This is a genomic window from Microbacterium sp. (genome assembly GCF_036277215.1).
Classification (GTDB): domain Bacteria; phylum Actinomycetota; class Actinomycetes; order Actinomycetales; family Microbacteriaceae; genus Microbacterium.
Genome location: NZ_DASUNI010000171.1, coordinates 1 through 14,688, shown reverse-complemented (window position 1 = coordinate 14,688; position 14,688 = coordinate 1). Strand labels below are relative to the sequence as shown.

Genomic DNA, 14,688 nt, shown 5'->3' with positions numbered 1-14,688 from the left:
TCCGGGAGAACAGCCAGGTACCACCGGGCAAGGGGCGCAGGCGCGTCCACAGTTGCAGGAGGGTCTTGCCGGGCGATCCCATGGGAAAGATGCTCTCGCGGTGTGCACGCGCTGCCTAATCCTCATCGGATGCCGCCACTCCGAGAGTTGCCGCGAACGTTCATTCGGTCGAGTCCCGCTTCAGGTGCCGTACGAAGAACCGAGCGGCGTCTTCGCCGGCGAACCGCGGAACGCCGGTGTGGCCGCCCATGTGGTGGTGCCTCTCGGGTCGGCGCTTGCGGGTGAATCAGCACCCCGTGCCGGACTTGTCTCGGGGGCGCCAGGCCTAATCCGGCGGAATCCGGTAGAGCTTGAGCACATCGTGCGCGGTGATCCACACCGCACCGTCAGCGGTGATCGCGACGCTGCCGCTCCCTTCCGCCGGACCCACGCGCTGGACGACTGCGTTGGTCGCGGGGTCGATTTCAACGCCGATGCGGCTGGTCGCCTGGACCCACACCGTGTCGGCTGTGGCAACGATGTCGCCGCCGATGATCCCACGCGGATTCGCCGTGATCGTCGCGACGACTTCGTTCGTCTCGGGGTCCACTCGGGACACATCACCGCGCTGATTCATGACCCAGACCGCGTCCGGTCCGATCGCGAGAAACGTCGAGCTTGCGGCGAGTTCGATCTCGGCGAGGAGGTCGCCGCTGACCGGATCGATCCGTGCCAGCATCCCCGTCGGTCTGGACACCCAAAGCGACCCGAACCCGCCGCGTACGGCTGCGAGGGCGTCAGTACCGACGTCAAGCGTGCGGAGCACTGCGCCCGATGTCGGATCGACTCCCACGAGCGTCCAGGAACCGCTCGCGCCCTGTGGAGGGATGATCGCCCAGACCGCATCCTCCGTGACGGCGATCGACGATTCCTCGGGGATCCCCGGTGACGGCAATCCGAATCGGGTTGCGGCGCCGGTGGCCGGATCGATCCGCAGCAGCGTGGTGGCATCGGCGTCATCTGGTGCCTCGCTGGCCCAGATGAACCCGTGCCCGAACTCGAGCGCCGCCCACACCGTGCCGGCGGCAACCTCGAAAACGGAGTGCATCTCGTCGTCGTATGCGACGATGCCGGGTGCGACGCCGGAGACCCAGACCAGATCACCTGAGGACATCAGGAAGTCTCCGAAGGGCTGGACCGTGATCGACTCCGCTCCCAGGTCGCCGATGTCGACGTCCGGCGGCTCAGCAGTCGCCGTCGGCGAGGGCGCAGCGACTGGGCCCGCGCACGAGGTGACAGTGAACAGCGAGGCGACCAGGACGGCGACGGCGATCGAACGGCGCATGTCTCTCCTGCCTCGAGCGGAGCACAATATGGCACATTCTCCATCGCGCTGCGCACCGGCGCCAGGCACGGCTCGACGACTCCGTCCACTGGTCGCGCACTGCGTCACCCCTCCTGACGGGGTGCCACTGCCGCGGACAGGTCTCGGAGTCGCTCGCGGTCACGTCACGACGTTATGGACTGCGAGGCGGCTGAGCAGCCGAGCCGACCGCTGTCTACGCGGCTACGACCTCGACACCGTGCCAGAAGGCGACGTGACCTGCGATCTCGGATGCGGCGTCGGATGGAGTCGGGTAGTACCAGGCTGCATTGGGGTTGCGCTTGCCGTCTACCTCCACGTGGAAATAGTTCGCCGTTCCCTTCCAGTGGCATACAGTCCGGTTCTCGCTCGAGACGAAATGACGATCGTCGATCGAGTCCTTCGGGAAGTAGTGATTTCCCTCCACGACGACCGTGTCGTCGGATTCTGCGAGGACCGCTCCGTTCCAGATGGCTTTCATGGGTTCCTTTGCTGCCGGGTCGCGACGACCCTATGACCGGTGCGGCGACCGAGAATGGCCGCCGTCCTGTGGACAACCGCACGCCGTTCAGGAACATTCCCATGAATGGACCCGGTCTCTGAGGTGTGAGCATTCAGGATGGCGACCCCGACGGCCGCGGGATGCCAGTGGTTGCGGCATCCGTCTCAGGATTCAACGCCATCTCCAGTACGGCTCGTCGAGGCATCCGGCGGCCCACGACGCGCGCCGCTTCGAATTCGGCGGCGCGCTCGGTGGTGATGACCGCGTCGACGAACGACTGGTAGGTCACGTAGGAGCGCTGTTCGTGGAGGCCCGTGCGCGCGCGCAGCGCTTCGGCAGCACCGAGCAGGAGGCCGGCGCGCTCGACGTCGCCGACCACAGCGGCCGATCCGGCGAGTCCCTCGAGCGCGTAAGCGTCGCCATCCTCGTTGCGCAGGCGAAGCGAGAGCTCGAGGGCGCGGGTGAACAGCTGAGGCTGCGGCTCACCCGCCGCGATGCGCGACCACCCGATCTGGTTGAGTGCGATGCGCTCGGCGAATTCGTCGCCGGTTCGTGCGGCGATCTCGCGTGCACGGTTGTAGCACTCGACGGCTCCGGCGGCGTCCCCTCGCAGGTGCAGGATGCGCCCGAGGACACTCTCGAAGAGCGAGTGGAAAGTCGCGTCGTGTCGGGCGGCGTCCACCGCCAGCGCCGAACGCTGTCGTTCCTCGGCGAGGCCGAGGTCCGGAGGCGTGGCCGACGTATAGGAGAGCGAGGCGATGCTGAGGGCCAACCCCACGCTGAACTCGTCCCCGATCGTGCGGAAGAGGGCGACCGACTCCTCCATGCGTTCGGTGTCGATCACCGAGTCGGGCTGCCAGAGCGCGACCCAGGATGAGAACGCCAGCGCTATCGCCCTGGCACGGGTCGACAGCCGCTGGCCCGACTCGAGAAGAGCCTCCATCCACGCTTTCACCTCCGGCAGCAGGCTCCGGATCCACCAGTAGAGGAAGAGGCGCCACACGACATCGGCGACGACGTCGACTTCGCCGACCGCGATCAGGTGACGGCATCCGGCTCGCAGGTCGTCACGTTCCGCCTCGAGCCGATCGAGTGCGGCGGATTGCGTCGCGCCCCGGAGGAGCAGTTCGGTCTCGCCGGCGAGGCGGACGTAGTACTCAGCATGTGCGCGGCGCACCGCCCCGGCATCCGGGTCGAGCTCGAAGCGTGCGGCCGCGATCTCGCGCACCGGCACGAGCATCGAGAACAGCGGCAGTTCGTGCTGCTCGCGCTGACGGAGAAGGCTGCCGTCGACGAGCTCGAGGAGCGTGTCGAGCAGGTCGGCGGCCCACGGTTCGTCGGCGGTCACGGCCTCGACGGCGTCGAGACTGAAGTCACCCGAGAACACCCCGAGCCGCTCGAAGAGAGCGCGCGCATCGGCGCCCAGCAGGTCGATGCTCCATTCGACGGTCGCTCGGATCGTCTGCTGGCGCTCGGGCACGTCCCGCGCCGCGGTGACCAGCAGCGGCAGCATCCGGTCGAGCCGCCCCAGCATGGCGGCGGGGGTGAGTGCGCGGATGCGAGCGGCGGCGAGCTCGATCGCGAGTGGAACGCCTTCGAGCGCCAGGCAGATGCGAGCCACGTCTTCGGCGTTGTCATCGGTCACGTCGAACCGCGGGTCGGCGGAGCGGGCGCGGTCGCGGAACAACTGGACGGCGGGCGCTTCGAGGATGGCCTGGATGGATGCCTGCGACGGATCCGGTGGCAGGCCGAGCGGTTCGACGTCGAAGACCTGTTCGCTGCGCACTCGCAGCCGGACCCGGCTGGTCACGAGGAAAGTGGCCCCCGGCAGGTCGGTGAGGAGCGAGACGACGTCGGACGCGGCGTCGACGATCTGCTCGAAATTGTCGAGCACGATGAGGTCTCGTCGGCCGGCACGCGCGATGCCCAGCTGCTCGCTCACCGGCGCACCGCCCGTATCGCGGACTCCGAGTTCCCGCGCGATCGCGCCGAGCACTTCGCCGGGGTCGCGCACCTGCGCCAGCGACACGAACGTCACGCGGTCGAAGCGCTCGCCGGCATTGCGGGCGACCTCGATCGCGAGTCGGCTCTTGCCGATGCCGCCCGGACCCACGAGCGTGACGAGCCGGTGGGCGTCGTCGCCGAGCCACGCGAGCAGAGTCGCGAGGTCGCGCTCCCGGCCGATCGCGTCTGAGAACGGTGCCGGAATGCGGCCAGCGGGTATGGCCTCGACCGAGGGTGCCACCGCAGTGCGCGACGCATCGAAACGCTCGGCGAGGAGCGTCGCGAGGTCGGCCGTCACGAGCTCGGCAAGCTCCTCCTCTGTCGAGAACGGCGTGTACGACGTCGTGTCGTCGCTGCGCACCCTCGCCATCAGCTCGGCCAGGCGCGGCTCGCGCTCGGCCGCCCGCTTGACGTAGATGAGCTTCGGCATCTCGCGCGGCGCGAGGCGGTACTCGTCCTCGAGTCCGGAGATCTCCTCGCCCGGTGCGATCCATCCGTACTCCTGCCAGTACACGCCGACGAACACGTCGCTCTGCTGGAGGTAGGCGCGATACAGCTGTCGCGGCGGATGCGGCCGGGACCCGAGCTCGAACATCACCGGGGCGAGCCGCAGTCTTTCGATCGCGGTGCGCACCGCGCGACGCTCGGGCTCCAGCTCCTTCAGGGTGGAGCTGACGAAGATGCGCAGCCGTTGATCCGGCGTACGGATCATCGGGACGCTGTCACGTTCCGTCACGGCGTCCTCGTCGGCTGCCCCGGATGCCTTCGCATGGACTGCATGGTGCCATTGTGGGGCTCTTGCCGATCGCCGTCCATCACGGGACCTGCGGGCGTATGCTCCCGTGCATGACGAGGCAGATCATCGCCACGGGCGATGCACCGAGCTCCGTGCTCTACAGTCAGGGCGTTCGAGTCGGATCGACGATCCACGTGTCGGGAATGGTCGGGGTCGATCCGAAAACCGGCGAGCTCGCCGGTGCGTCGATTCAGGAACAGACCCGGCAGGCGCTGCGCAACTGCGAGTCCATCCTCGTGGCGGGAGGATGTTCGCTCGACGACGTGGCCCTGGTCACGGTGCTGCTTGCCCACCCGGCGGATTTCGCAGGCATGAACGAGGCGTACGCGGCGGTCTTCCATGACGACCCGCCCGCTCGCGCTGTCGCGAGACTCGGCCCGGAGTTGCCCGGCATCCTGGTGTCGATCATGATGACAGCTCACGTCGACGACTGAGCCGAGGCACCCCACGGCGGCAACCATGCGATGCGTCGCGCTCTTGCGGAACGTCAACCAGGGTCAGCGCGGTCACCCGTCGACCATCGACATCCTGGCAGGCTTCGCCGATGCCGGGTGCCCCGACGCAGTGACTTTCCAGAGCAACGGCACGGTCCTCTTCGAGTCGCGATCGCCTCGGAAAGTCCTCGACGCGGCCACCCAGGCGATCGCAGCGCGGTCGGGCGTCGGGCGCGACATCTTCTGGGTCCCATTCGACACGGTGGTCTCCGTTGTCGAAAAGCACGGCGGGGCGGACGAGCCACGAAGGCGCGAGTTCACCCTGCACGGCGGCGGCACGATCGACCTCGAGGATCCGGATGTCGAAGCCGAGGCGGACCGCAACCGGTGCAGGATCGTCGACGCCGGCTCGGGCTGGGCACTCGTGCGCAACGACGTCGAGGGCGAAGGCCACGCGACCCCCTTGCTCGAAAGCCTCACCTCTGGTCCAGCGACCTCCCGCGGGCTGCCGACGCTCGTCCGGCTGATCGACCGCTTCGGTTCGTGACGGCGAGCGGAGATCGGATGCCTGCATCTGTGCGACGTGGTCGTGTGTTGTCTGGGCTCGCTGCTACTCGTGCACGACGCATCGATCGAAGAGCGAGAGTTCGGCCTCGTCGGGTGCTTGCAAGCGGAGCACGCACTCCTCGAGCAACTCCCTCGTTATCGCGACCGTTCCGTAGCCCGGGTTGGCGTTGCGGACTTCGAGGCGTCGCCAGAGCTCGTCGAACCCGACGTCGAAATAGTGCATCTCAGTGAAGGCGTTCAACTCACTTGCGACCTCGCGCAGGCGATCGCGTTCCTTCCGCTTCCACGTGCCGTCCTCCACAATCACGCTCTGCCCCTGTTCGAGCAGTTGCTTCCACAGCCGGTCGAGTCGCTCTTGCACGCGGTCACGGACCTGATCGAAGGGATCGACGCCGAGGTCGGCCATCCATTCATCCGTGCTGAACCTGATCGCACCCGTCTCCCGTTCTCGCTGGCGCGCGATGGTCGTCTTGCCCGACCCGGGCAGACCGCAGAACAGTATGAGCAGCGGTCGACCTGAGCCGCTTCTCGAATCCATACGCTTCCAATCCCACCCGGAGGATGAGGCTACTGCGTTCGGGCGGTGTTCTCGCCGGTCGGGACCACACGGCGGTTGACCCAAACGGATCGCTAGGACTCCGCCGCGCTCGATCCGCCGAAGGAGAGCTCGTTGCCGTCGGGGTCCTGGAAGACGACCTTCCGCATGCCCTCCTCGTACTCCTCGATCCGGAGCGGCTCGACGCCGCGCGCCGCGATTTCTGCCACCGTCGCGTCGATGTCTTCGACCATGAGCATGCTGAGCGATCCGCCTGCCCGCTCGGGGAGCACTTCGAAGTAGACGTAGCAGTGCGCACCGACCTCCCAGACGGCCTCGCGGTCGTTCGGGTAGAAGCTGGGTTCGGTACCGAGCAGCCGCCGATACCACTGCAGGGAGCGGTCGTAGTCGGTGACGGGGAAGCCCGCGAACAAGTCCACCATGGACGAGATGCTACCCGCGGGTCGCTTCGGCGATGCCGCGGATTCCACGGCGGATCTCCTGCTCGGTGACATTGCCGAATCCGAGTACCAGAGCCGGAGGCAGCGGTTCGGCGTCTTCGGTCTGGAACCGGTAGTGGCCGAGAGGGTTGACCCGGACGCCTCTGCTCGCCGCGGCCTGCGCAACCGCACGCTCGGATGATCCGGTAGGCAGCAGCAGCATGGCGTGGCAGCCGGCGGCAAGCCCCTGCAGCCTGCCCGGCCCGAAGGCATGCGCCACCTCGTCTGCCAGCACGTCCCGCCGTGCCCGGTAGATCTCTCTCACGCGCCGCAGGTGGCGATCGAAGCGGCCCGTCTCCATCAGGAGCGCGAGCGCTTCTTGATCCAGACCTGGCGCGCCTCGGCTGCTGAGGTGCTTCTCCTTGACGATCCCGTGCAGGAACTGCGGTGGTGCGAGCACCCATCCCAGCCGGATCGCCGGCGCGAGCGTCTTGCTGACCGATCCGAGCGCGATCACGCGGGCGGAGTTCAACCCCTGCAGGGAACCGACCGGTTGACGGTCGTATCTGAACTCCGCGTCGTAATCGTCCTCGACAATCACCCCGTCGACCTGGTCCGCCCAAGCGATCAGATCGCGACGTCGCGACGGGCCGAGAGCGACACCGGTCGGACATTGATGGGCCGGTGTCAACAGCACCGCTCGCGCCCCGCTCTCGCGCAGTCGATCCACGTTCAGCCCCTGATCGTCGACCGGAACCGGCACCGGCTCCATGCCGGCACGCTGGGCGATCAAGTCGTGCTCACGCGGACCGGGATCTTCGAGTGCAATGCGGCGTATCCCGTGTCGGGCCAGCGTCGCGAGCGCGAACGTCAGCCCCTGTCGAAACCCGGACACGACCACCGCGTCTTCGGCGGTGGCGCAGCCCGCCCGGACCCGACGATGGTAGGCCGTGATGACATCCCGCAGGTGCCGCGACCCGGCCGCATCTTCGTCGCCCAGCTGCGCAGTCGGGAGGGTCTGCGTCGCCTTCGAGATCGCCCAGCTCCAGTCGGTCAACGGTACCGAGCGCAGGTCCGGGATGCCGTACTCGAAGTCGACCGGCCGCGGCGAGGAGGTCGGGGCCGAGGGGACGCGAGAGGCCCTTTGGGCCATAGCGCCCGGCGACGGTATGACGGCTACCCGCGTGCCCGAGCCGACCGCGGATTCCACGTAACCCTCGGCCAGCAGTTGCTCGTAGACTTCGACGACCGTGCCACGTGCGATTCCGAGCAGTTCGGCGAGTCGGCGCGTCGATGGCAGTCGCTCGCCGGGACTGAGCCGCTGGTCTCGAATAGCTTGACGCAGCTGGTCTTGGATCTGGCTCCCGAGTGAGCCCGCTTCCCGGTCCAGCGCCACGAGGAGATCGGGCCCACCCTGCCCCCACGTCACAGTCATGGCACCATTACACCAAATGGTCCACTCATCGGGCGCGCAAGCGGACCTTCATTCCAGACCGCATCGGCGACAGAGTCGTTGCCATGAACATCGGCATCCTTCTGGCTCTCGCATCCGCGGTGGCGTATGGCGCCTCCGACTTCATCGGCGGCGTCGGTTCACGCCGCTACTCCTCATGGCAGGTCGTGCTTGTGGGGCAGGGCGCCGGCGCGATCGTGATGCTCGTCGCCGGGCTGACACTGCCCGGCAGTCCCATCGCACTGGACTTCGCGTGGGCGCTTCTGGCCGGAGTCGGCTCGGCAACCGGAAGCATCTTCCTCTATCGCGGTCTCGCCCGGGGCCGAATGGGTCTGGTGGCACCCATTTCGGCAGTCGGCGCTGCGGTGCTGCCCGTGCTGGCGGGCGCCGCCTTCGGCGAGCGCCCGGGTTGGCTGGTCTGGATCGGGATGCTGGTCGCTCTGCCCGGAATCTGGCTGGTCTCGCGCACCACGACGTCGGATCGCCCGACCGACGCCCCCGGGGCCCTCGTCGACGGCATCCTCGCGGGCCTGGGTTTCGGCGTGCTGTTCATCGCGCTGGCACAGATCTCGGATGGCGCCGGTCTGCTGCCGCTGGCTGCAAACCAGCTGATCGGAGCGTTGCTGACGATACTGACCGCCGCCGGCCTCAAGCAGGCCTGGCGGCCCTCACTCGGCGTACTCGGCTGGGGGAGTGCCTCGGGCGTGCTCGGTGCGCTGGGCACCTTCGCCTTCATGGTCGCCACCGGAGTGACCAGCCTAGGAATCACGGGCGTTCTGGCCTCGCTCTACCCGGCGGTCACCGTGCTGCTTGCGGCAGGCTTCCTCAAGGAGCGTGTCGCCATCGGACAGCGTGCGGGCATCGGCATCTGCACCGTCGCGGTTGCCGCCATGGCGCTGGGCTGACCGCCGAGTGCCAACCAATGCATGACCAAGGAAGGCGTCCCATGTTGAATCCCATCGCTGAGGGAGTGCTCATTCACGAGAGCGAGTTCATTCAGAGCAATTCGAGCGTCGTGCAAGGTTCGGAGGGGGTATTGCTGGTCGACCCGGGAATCACGAGTGCCGAGATGGTGGGTCTCGCCGGTGACCTGAGGGAGTCCGGAGTCACGGTGGTCGCGGGGTTCTCCACGCACCCGGATTGGGATCACGTGCTGTGGCACGAATCCTTCGGGACCGTGCCGCGGTACGGGACGGCGCGGGGTGCGGCGGCGATCCGGGAGGTGTTGGCGGACCCGGGGTGGCAGGACCGGGTCGCGGAGGGGCTGCCGCCGGAGTACGCGGATCAGATCCCGATGGACCTGCTCGGGCAGATCACCGCCCTCCCGGCCGGAACATCACTCGTACCCTGGGACGGGCCCGCGGCGCGGGTCCTGGAGCATCGCGCGCACGCCCCGGGGCATGCCGCGCTGCTGATCGAGGACGCCCGGGTGCTGGTGGCCGGCGACATGCTCTCCGACATCCTGATCCCGTTCCTGGATCTGCAGGCTGCAGACCCCCTCGGGGACTATCTCGCCGCGCTGGAGCTGTTCGACAGCGTCGCAGACCGGGTGGACACCGTCATCCCCGGGCATGGGTCCGTCGGCGGCCCGGCACAGCTTCGTGAGCGGATCGATCTGGACCGCGCGTACGTGCAGGCCCTGCAGGACGGCCGCGATCCCGATGACCCACGCATCGGCCCCACCGCCCCCCTGGACTGGCTGGCCGATGTACACACCTGGCAACATCGGCGACTCACCGAACAGCGATGAGAGACGCCTTCCGCGAATGACCGTCAGGTGCGGGGCTTGTATAAATAAGGAATCTGTTTTTAGAATGGTCCACCTCGCGTGTATCGGGGCAACGGGATCAAGGGAGATCGGCCATGTCCGAGCAGAGCCTCTACGAACGGCTCGGCGGCGTCTTCGCCATCGCCGCCGTCGTCGACCATTTCAGCGATGCGGTGGTGCAGAATCCGATCGTCGGTCAGCGATCCCGCAATCCGGCGCTGCGCGAGTGGCACACCCAGAACCTGGGCCGCCTCCCCGGCCTGAAGTTCATGCGCACCCTGTGGGTGTGCAATGTGGCGGGCGGGCCCTTCCAGTACACGCCGACGGTGCCGGGGAGCACCATACTCGGTCTCGAGGAAGCTCATCGCAGCCTCCGCATCGCGCCGGAAGAATTCGACGAGGTGGCGGCCGAACTGGCTCGTACGCTCGATGCCGTCGGCGTGCCTGCTCAGGAGAAGGGCGAGGTGCTGGCCGCGTTCGCGGCTCACAAGGACGAAGTGACCCGAGGTTACGCGGCCTGAACCACCGCCCCGACCGTCGGCGCATCCTTCGCTCCGGAACCGGTCACGCGGCCTCCAGCACGGCGCGGAGTCGGCACACCCTCGTTGACGCGGTCGCCTGCGAGGGCCACCCTGGAGGACCAGACGGAATCCCGCGCGCCGCCGCACCAGTTCAGGGAGCCCTGCCGTGTCAGTATCGTCACACGAGACGTTGATCCGGGCCTATGTCGAGGCCGTCTTCAATCGGCATGAACTCGACGATCTGGGAGCGTACTGGAGCGAGGACCTCTCGTCGCATTGGATGGGCCAGGAGACGCTGCGCGGACTGCCGGCGTGGCGGGCGGCGATGGCGGACTTCTTCACGGCGTTTCCGGATATCACCTACACGCTCGATGATCTGTTCTTCTCCGGCGACCGGGGCGTCTGGCGGGGTCACTGGAGCGGAACCCAGCGCGGTGACTGGGCCGGGATCGCGGCGACCGGCAAGAAGGCGGAATGGACGGCGGTCATCATCGGCCGCTTCGCCGATGACAAGCTCGCCGAAGACTGGGTCGAGTACGACAGCCTGGGGCTCTACCGACAGCTCGGCGTCCTCCCACTCGCCGGCTGACCACCGGCGCACGCACGGGGAGCCGCCGCGCAGTCCAGGAAAACGGCCGCGCTCGGGATCGCGGCCCTCCTGGTCGTCTCACGTCCGGCGGCGCCGGGAGATCGCGATCGCGATGCCGATCAGCACCAGTCCGGCCAGGAGGACGATCGGGCCGATCGTGGCCCACAGGGACGAACCGCTCATCACCGAACCGCCCAGCACGTTGAAACCCTGCAGGGTCCACACCAGCCCCACCGCGCTCAGGACGATGCCGGGGATGAGGAACGGCCAGATTCGCTTCACGGCACCACCATAGTTCCGGGCTCGATCGACAGGATGGCCGGCGCTGCCACTCTGGTCGCGGAGCGTCGCGGTTGCCATAGTTGATCATGGCCGACGCGCCGATCCTGCCCACGCCGGAGGACTACCGCGCATGCATGCGGGAGACGCCGCAGACCGTGTCGACGGCTGCTGGACCGGTCGAATACGCCGAGCGCGGCAGCGGCGAGCGGGTTCTGGTCGTCCACGGCACGCTGGGCGGATGGGACCAGGGTCTGGTGGCGGGCGAGTTCCTTCGGGTGAATGGGTTTCGGATCATCGCGCCGAGCCGACCCGGGTGCCTGGGAACGCCGCTGTCCACGGGACGCACCTTCGTGCAGCAGGGCGATGCGCTGGCGGCTCTGCTCGACGCGCTCGGTATCGATCGCGTCAGGGTTCTCGCCGTCTCAGGCGGCGGGCCGGCAACCTACGAGCTCGCCGCCCGGCATCCCGACCGGGTCAGCAAGCTCGTCCAAGTCGACAGCATCTGCATTCCCGGTCCCATTCCGGGCATGGCATCACGCCTGCTCGCCCGTGACATCTTCGCCAGGGCGAACCTCTGGCTCCTGAGGCATGCGACGCGGCCAACCCTGGCCGCGCTGTTCCGGGTCGCCGGCAGCGACACCAATGCCGTCGCCGCAGAACGCGCCGCGAAGCTCGCGGCGATCCCGGGCAGGTCAGCGGCGCTGGAGGCCACGCTGCGCGCGTCTCTCGGCTCCGCACGACGACGCTCGGGCATGAACAACGACTTCAGGGTGTTCACCCCCGCACCGCTGGAGCGCATCGCGTGTCCGACGTTGATCGTGCACGGCCGCGCGGACAAGACGGCTCCTCCGGCCAACGCCGAGTACGCCCACACGCGCATCAGCGGCTCCGAGCTGTACTGGATGGACGGATCGCATGTCGCGTTCGGTCTCGAGGCCGTGGACACGGCTCCGGCTTACGTCGTCAACTGGCTGCGTGACGAGGGATGACGGGTCGCACGGCATCCACCCGGCCCCGAGAGCGGGCTGATGATGGTCGCCGGACCTCCGAGTCAGGCGACTGCGGCGCCCCCGCCGGCCGGTTGCAGAGTGAGCTCGCCGCCGACGATCCGTGCGGCTACCTCACTGAGTCGAGTCTGCGTGGAGCGCGCGTAGCTGCGCATCAGGTGGAACGCGGCATCCATGTCGACGTCGTGCCGTTGCGCGATGTATCCCTTCGCCTGTTCGATGACGACGCGGCTGTCGAGCGCTCGCTGCAGCTGGCTCTGGGCGATCGTCGATTCTTCGATGAGACGGTGCTGCAGGATGCTGATCGTGGCGATGTCGGCGAGCGTCCTCGCGGCGACCGCGTCGGGCTCGTTGAGTTCGCCGATGCTGTCGCGGAACAGGTTGAGTGAGCCGATGGTCCAGGCGCGGGATCTCATGGGAATGGCATGTACTGACCCGTATCCCGACTGGCGGGCATCGGCGGCGAAGACGGGCCAGCGGTCGGCGGCGCTGTCGAGGTCTGCGACGGAGACGACCTTGCCGGTGCTGACGGCCTCCACGCACGGACCTTCACCGGCACGCAGCTGCATCAGCCCGATGAACTGACTGCGCGCGTCGGTTGAGACGATCACATCCAGCTCCTCGTTGGAGCCGGCCAGAAGGATGCCCGCCGCGGCGGCGTCGAACAGGCTCGTGCAGTCCTCGACGAGGGTCTGAAGCAGTTCGACGACGTCGAAATCGTCAACGAGCGAGTCGGCCAGAGTTGAGACGGTCCGCAGCAGGCGGTCCTCGCGCGTGCGCATGATTCAGTCTACGACCGGGCGCGCTCCGGGTGGGGGTGGACCTCGGTTGAGTGGTACAGGTGTGCGGACCGCGCGGTGCTCCTATGATGTCGGCGTGGAGCCGCTGAGAGCCGATGTCGTGCAGGACATCCGCTTCGCACGCTCGGCCGACGGGGTCGGGATCGCATACGCCGTGCACGGGTCGGGGCCGCCGCTGCTGATCGACGCCTGCTGGCTGAGTCACCTCCAGTTCGACTGGGAGAGCCCGGTGTGGCGCCACTACCTCGTCGAACTCGGCAAGGTCGCGACTGTCATCCGCTACGACGAACGCGGTCACGGGCTCTCCGACCGGGGTGTCACCGACCACAGCCTGGAGGCGCGGGTCGCCGATCTCGAGGCGGTCGTGGAGGACGCCGGACTGGACCGCTTCGCGCTGATGGCGATGGCGCAGGGAGGGCCTGTCGCAATCGAGTACGCCGCCCGGCATCCGGAACGACTCACCCGGTTGATGTTCTACGGGAGCTATGCGGGGGCGCGGGCGGTGGCCACGCCGGAGGAGCTCGAAATGCTCGCCGCCTTCGAGGCGCTGATCAAGGTCGGATGGGCCCGTCCGACGTCCGAGTTCCGCCGAGTCTTCAGCAGCATGATGATCCCGGGCGGCACCGAGGAGCAGATGCGGTGGCTCGACGACCTGCAGCGGCGCGCCTGCGACACCGAGACCGCGGTTCTCTCGCGCGCGCAGCGACAGGTCACCGACTCGACGTGGCGGCTGCGCGAGTTGGACCTTCCGACGCTCGTCATCCACAGCCGCGGCGATCAGATGAACGAGTTCCACCACGCCCGGCACCTCGCCGCGAACATCCACGGCGCGCGGCTCGTCGGGCTCGACAGCAACAACCACATCGTCCTCGCCGACGAGCCGGCGTGGCCGGCGTTCATGCACGAAGTCACGGAGTTCATGGAGCCCGACCGCCAGAGCACCGCCGAGGTCGCTGACGACGTCGCCGCGCTGATCTCACCGCGAGAACTCGACATCCTGCGCCTCGCAGCCGCCGGGTACGACAACGATGCGATCGCGGCCGAGCTGTTCCTCTCGATACGCACCGTCGAGCGCCACCTGCAGAATGCGTACGCGAAGCTCGGCCTGAGCGGACGGACGGCACGCACCGCCGCCGTCGCCCGCCTGTTGTCCAGCGCGTAACGCGTACGCGTCAGCCGCCAGCAGCCCTCGACAGCGCGCGTTCCTTTGCGCGTCAGCGCCGATGTGACGAGGCGTGCGCGATTCCTACGGTGGTGACACCAACCACAACCGGAGGAATCAGATGTCATCCTTTACCAGCAACACCTGGACCGTCACCGCTACTGACGAGGACCGCGCGCTGAAGGCGAAGCACGCCGCGATGTGGGCGAGCGGAAGCTACCCCACCGTCGTCGACGAAGTCGTCCACACGCTCGGAGGCATCCTCGTGGATGCGATCGACGTCCGGCCCGGCCAGCGCGTCCTCGATGTGGCCGCCGGCACCGGCACGTCGGCGATCCCGTCGGCGCGCCGCGGCGCGCAGGTCGTCGCCACCGATCTCACGCCCGAGCTCCTCGATGTCGGACATGCCGCCGCCGAGGCGCAGGGAGTCGAGCTGACCTGGCAGACAGCGGATGCCGAAGCACTCCCGTTCGGTGACGCCGACTT

The 14,688-nt window shown here is 67.9% G+C and carries 17 protein-coding genes; 9 read left to right on the top strand and 8 right to left on the bottom strand.

All coding sequences use genetic code 11. The annotated features are described in order from the left end of the window. Positions 1 to 325: 325 nt before the first annotated feature. From VFX99_RS08895 to VFX99_RS08885, 3 genes are all read right to left on the bottom strand, one after another. Entirely contained in the window at positions 326 to 1,324 is a 999-nt protein-coding gene (locus VFX99_RS08895; protein ID WP_329665941.1) for a DUF5074 domain-containing protein, read from the bottom strand. A 214-nt stretch (positions 1,325 to 1,538) separates the two neighbouring features. Then, positions 1,539 to 1,823, bottom strand: a complete 285-nt coding sequence (locus VFX99_RS08890; protein WP_329665940.1) for a DUF427 domain-containing protein — start codon at positions 1,821 to 1,823, stop codon at positions 1,539 to 1,541. Between the two features lie 133 nt (positions 1,824 to 1,956). Continuing rightward, positions 1,957 to 4,584 (bottom strand): ATP-binding protein, encoded by a 2,628-nt coding sequence (locus VFX99_RS08885; RefSeq protein WP_329665939.1) that lies wholly within the window; start codon positions 4,582 to 4,584, stop codon positions 1,957 to 1,959. Between the two features lie 110 nt (positions 4,585 to 4,694). Between VFX99_RS08885 and VFX99_RS08880 the strand changes: the two genes are divergently transcribed. Both VFX99_RS08880 and VFX99_RS08875 read left to right on the top strand, forming a co-directional pair. Continuing rightward, the gene (locus tag VFX99_RS08880; protein ID WP_329665938.1) at positions 4,695 to 5,078 is read left to right on the top strand and encodes a RidA family protein; all 384 of its coding nucleotides are present in this window, start codon (positions 4,695 to 4,697) and stop codon (positions 5,076 to 5,078) included. A 25-nt stretch (positions 5,079 to 5,103) separates the two neighbouring features. Beyond that, the gene (locus tag VFX99_RS08875) at positions 5,104 to 5,625 is read left to right on the top strand and encodes a DUF1697 domain-containing protein (RefSeq protein WP_329665937.1); all 522 of its coding nucleotides are present in this window, start codon (positions 5,104 to 5,106) and stop codon (positions 5,623 to 5,625) included. 63 nt (positions 5,626 to 5,688) lie between these two features. Here the strand turns inward: VFX99_RS08875 and VFX99_RS08870 are convergent, their stop codons facing one another. The 3 genes from VFX99_RS08870 to VFX99_RS08860 form a co-directional block, all read right to left on the bottom strand. Next, positions 5,689 to 6,183 carry an AAA family ATPase gene (locus VFX99_RS08870; protein WP_329665936.1) on the bottom strand — a complete coding sequence of 165 codons (495 nt, stop codon included), beginning with the start codon at positions 6,181 to 6,183 and terminating at the stop codon, positions 5,689 to 5,691. 92 nt (positions 6,184 to 6,275) lie between these two features. After that, positions 6,276 to 6,623, bottom strand: a complete 348-nt coding sequence (locus VFX99_RS08865; protein WP_329665935.1) for a VOC family protein — start codon at positions 6,621 to 6,623, stop codon at positions 6,276 to 6,278. Positions 6,624 to 6,633: 10 nt separating this feature from the next. Continuing rightward, a complete protein-coding gene (locus tag VFX99_RS08860) occupies positions 6,634 to 8,055 on the bottom strand; it encodes a PLP-dependent aminotransferase family protein (protein WP_329665934.1) in 1,422 nt (473 codons plus the stop codon). 83 nt (positions 8,056 to 8,138) lie between these two features. Here VFX99_RS08860 and VFX99_RS08855 point away from each other — a divergent pair, with 83 nt between their 5' ends. The 4 genes from VFX99_RS08855 to VFX99_RS08840 all read left to right on the top strand — a co-directional run bounded on the left by VFX99_RS08855 (position 8,139) and on the right by VFX99_RS08840 (position 10,951). Next, entirely contained in the window at positions 8,139 to 8,978 is an 840-nt protein-coding gene (locus VFX99_RS08855; protein ID WP_329665933.1) for an EamA family transporter, read from the top strand. Between the two features lie 41 nt (positions 8,979 to 9,019). Continuing rightward, positions 9,020 to 9,823 carry an MBL fold metallo-hydrolase gene (locus VFX99_RS08850; protein ID WP_329665932.1) on the top strand — a complete coding sequence of 268 codons (804 nt, stop codon included), beginning with the start codon at positions 9,020 to 9,022 and terminating at the stop codon, positions 9,821 to 9,823. Positions 9,824 to 9,936: 113 nt separating this feature from the next. Continuing rightward, positions 9,937 to 10,362 carry a group 1 truncated hemoglobin gene (locus VFX99_RS08845; protein ID WP_329665931.1) on the top strand — a complete coding sequence of 142 codons (426 nt, stop codon included), beginning with the start codon at positions 9,937 to 9,939 and terminating at the stop codon, positions 10,360 to 10,362. 166 nt (positions 10,363 to 10,528) lie between these two features. Further along, entirely contained in the window at positions 10,529 to 10,951 is a 423-nt protein-coding gene (locus VFX99_RS08840; protein ID WP_329665930.1) for an ester cyclase, read from the top strand. A 78-nt stretch (positions 10,952 to 11,029) separates the two neighbouring features. Here VFX99_RS08840 and VFX99_RS08835 read toward each other — a convergent pair whose 3' ends face one another. After that, positions 11,030 to 11,233, bottom strand: coding sequence for a hypothetical protein (locus VFX99_RS08835; RefSeq protein ID WP_329665929.1), 204 nt, complete (start codon positions 11,231 to 11,233; stop codon positions 11,030 to 11,032). Positions 11,234 to 11,319: 86 nt separating this feature from the next. Here VFX99_RS08835 and VFX99_RS08830 point away from each other — a divergent pair, with 86 nt between their 5' ends. Beyond that, positions 11,320 to 12,222 carry an alpha/beta hydrolase gene (locus VFX99_RS08830; RefSeq protein WP_329665928.1) on the top strand — a complete coding sequence of 301 codons (903 nt, stop codon included), beginning with the start codon at positions 11,320 to 11,322 and terminating at the stop codon, positions 12,220 to 12,222. Positions 12,223 to 12,284: 62 nt separating this feature from the next. Here VFX99_RS08830 and VFX99_RS08825 read toward each other — a convergent pair whose 3' ends face one another. Further along, positions 12,285 to 13,022, bottom strand: coding sequence for a GAF and ANTAR domain-containing protein (locus VFX99_RS08825; protein ID WP_329665927.1), 738 nt, complete (start codon positions 13,020 to 13,022; stop codon positions 12,285 to 12,287). A 94-nt stretch (positions 13,023 to 13,116) separates the two neighbouring features. Between VFX99_RS08825 and VFX99_RS08820 the strand changes: the two genes are divergently transcribed. Then, complete coding sequence (locus tag VFX99_RS08820; RefSeq protein WP_329665926.1) at positions 13,117 to 14,202, top strand: alpha/beta fold hydrolase; 1,086 nt, start codon at positions 13,117 to 13,119, stop codon at positions 14,200 to 14,202. A gap of 121 nt (positions 14,203 to 14,323) precedes the next feature. Further along, positions 14,324 to 14,688: class I SAM-dependent methyltransferase (locus VFX99_RS08815; protein WP_329665925.1), on the top strand; the 365-nt coding region annotated here is incomplete at its 3' end.

Coding starts and splice junctions, on each gene's coding strand:
- VFX99_RS08825 (WP_329665927.1), bottom strand. CDS start 13,022: ATGCGCACGCGCGAGGACCGCCTGCTGCGGACCGTCTCAACTCTGGCC.
- VFX99_RS08830 (WP_329665928.1), top strand. CDS start 11,320: ATGGCCGACGCGCCGATCCTGCCCACGCCGGAGGACTACCGCGCATGC.
- VFX99_RS08875 (WP_329665937.1), top strand. CDS start 5,104: ATGCGATGCGTCGCGCTCTTGCGGAACGTCAACCAGGGTCAGCGCGGT.
- VFX99_RS08845 (WP_329665931.1), top strand. CDS start 9,937: ATGTCCGAGCAGAGCCTCTACGAACGGCTCGGCGGCGTCTTCGCCATC.
- VFX99_RS08860 (WP_329665934.1), bottom strand. CDS start 8,055: ATGACTGTGACGTGGGGGCAGGGTGGGCCCGATCTCCTCGTGGCGCTG.
- VFX99_RS08890 (WP_329665940.1), bottom strand. CDS start 1,823: ATGAAAGCCATCTGGAACGGAGCGGTCCTCGCAGAATCCGACGACACG.
- VFX99_RS08870 (WP_329665936.1), bottom strand. CDS start 6,183: ATGGATTCGAGAAGCGGCTCAGGTCGACCGCTGCTCATACTGTTCTGC.
- VFX99_RS08865 (WP_329665935.1), bottom strand. CDS start 6,623: ATGGTGGACTTGTTCGCGGGCTTCCCCGTCACCGACTACGACCGCTCC.
- VFX99_RS08855 (WP_329665933.1), top strand. CDS start 8,139: ATGAACATCGGCATCCTTCTGGCTCTCGCATCCGCGGTGGCGTATGGC.
- VFX99_RS08850 (WP_329665932.1), top strand. CDS start 9,020: ATGTTGAATCCCATCGCTGAGGGAGTGCTCATTCACGAGAGCGAGTTC.
- VFX99_RS08880 (WP_329665938.1), top strand. CDS start 4,695: ATGACGAGGCAGATCATCGCCACGGGCGATGCACCGAGCTCCGTGCTC.
- VFX99_RS08895 (WP_329665941.1), bottom strand. CDS start 1,324: ATGCGCCGTTCGATCGCCGTCGCCGTCCTGGTCGCCTCGCTGTTCACT.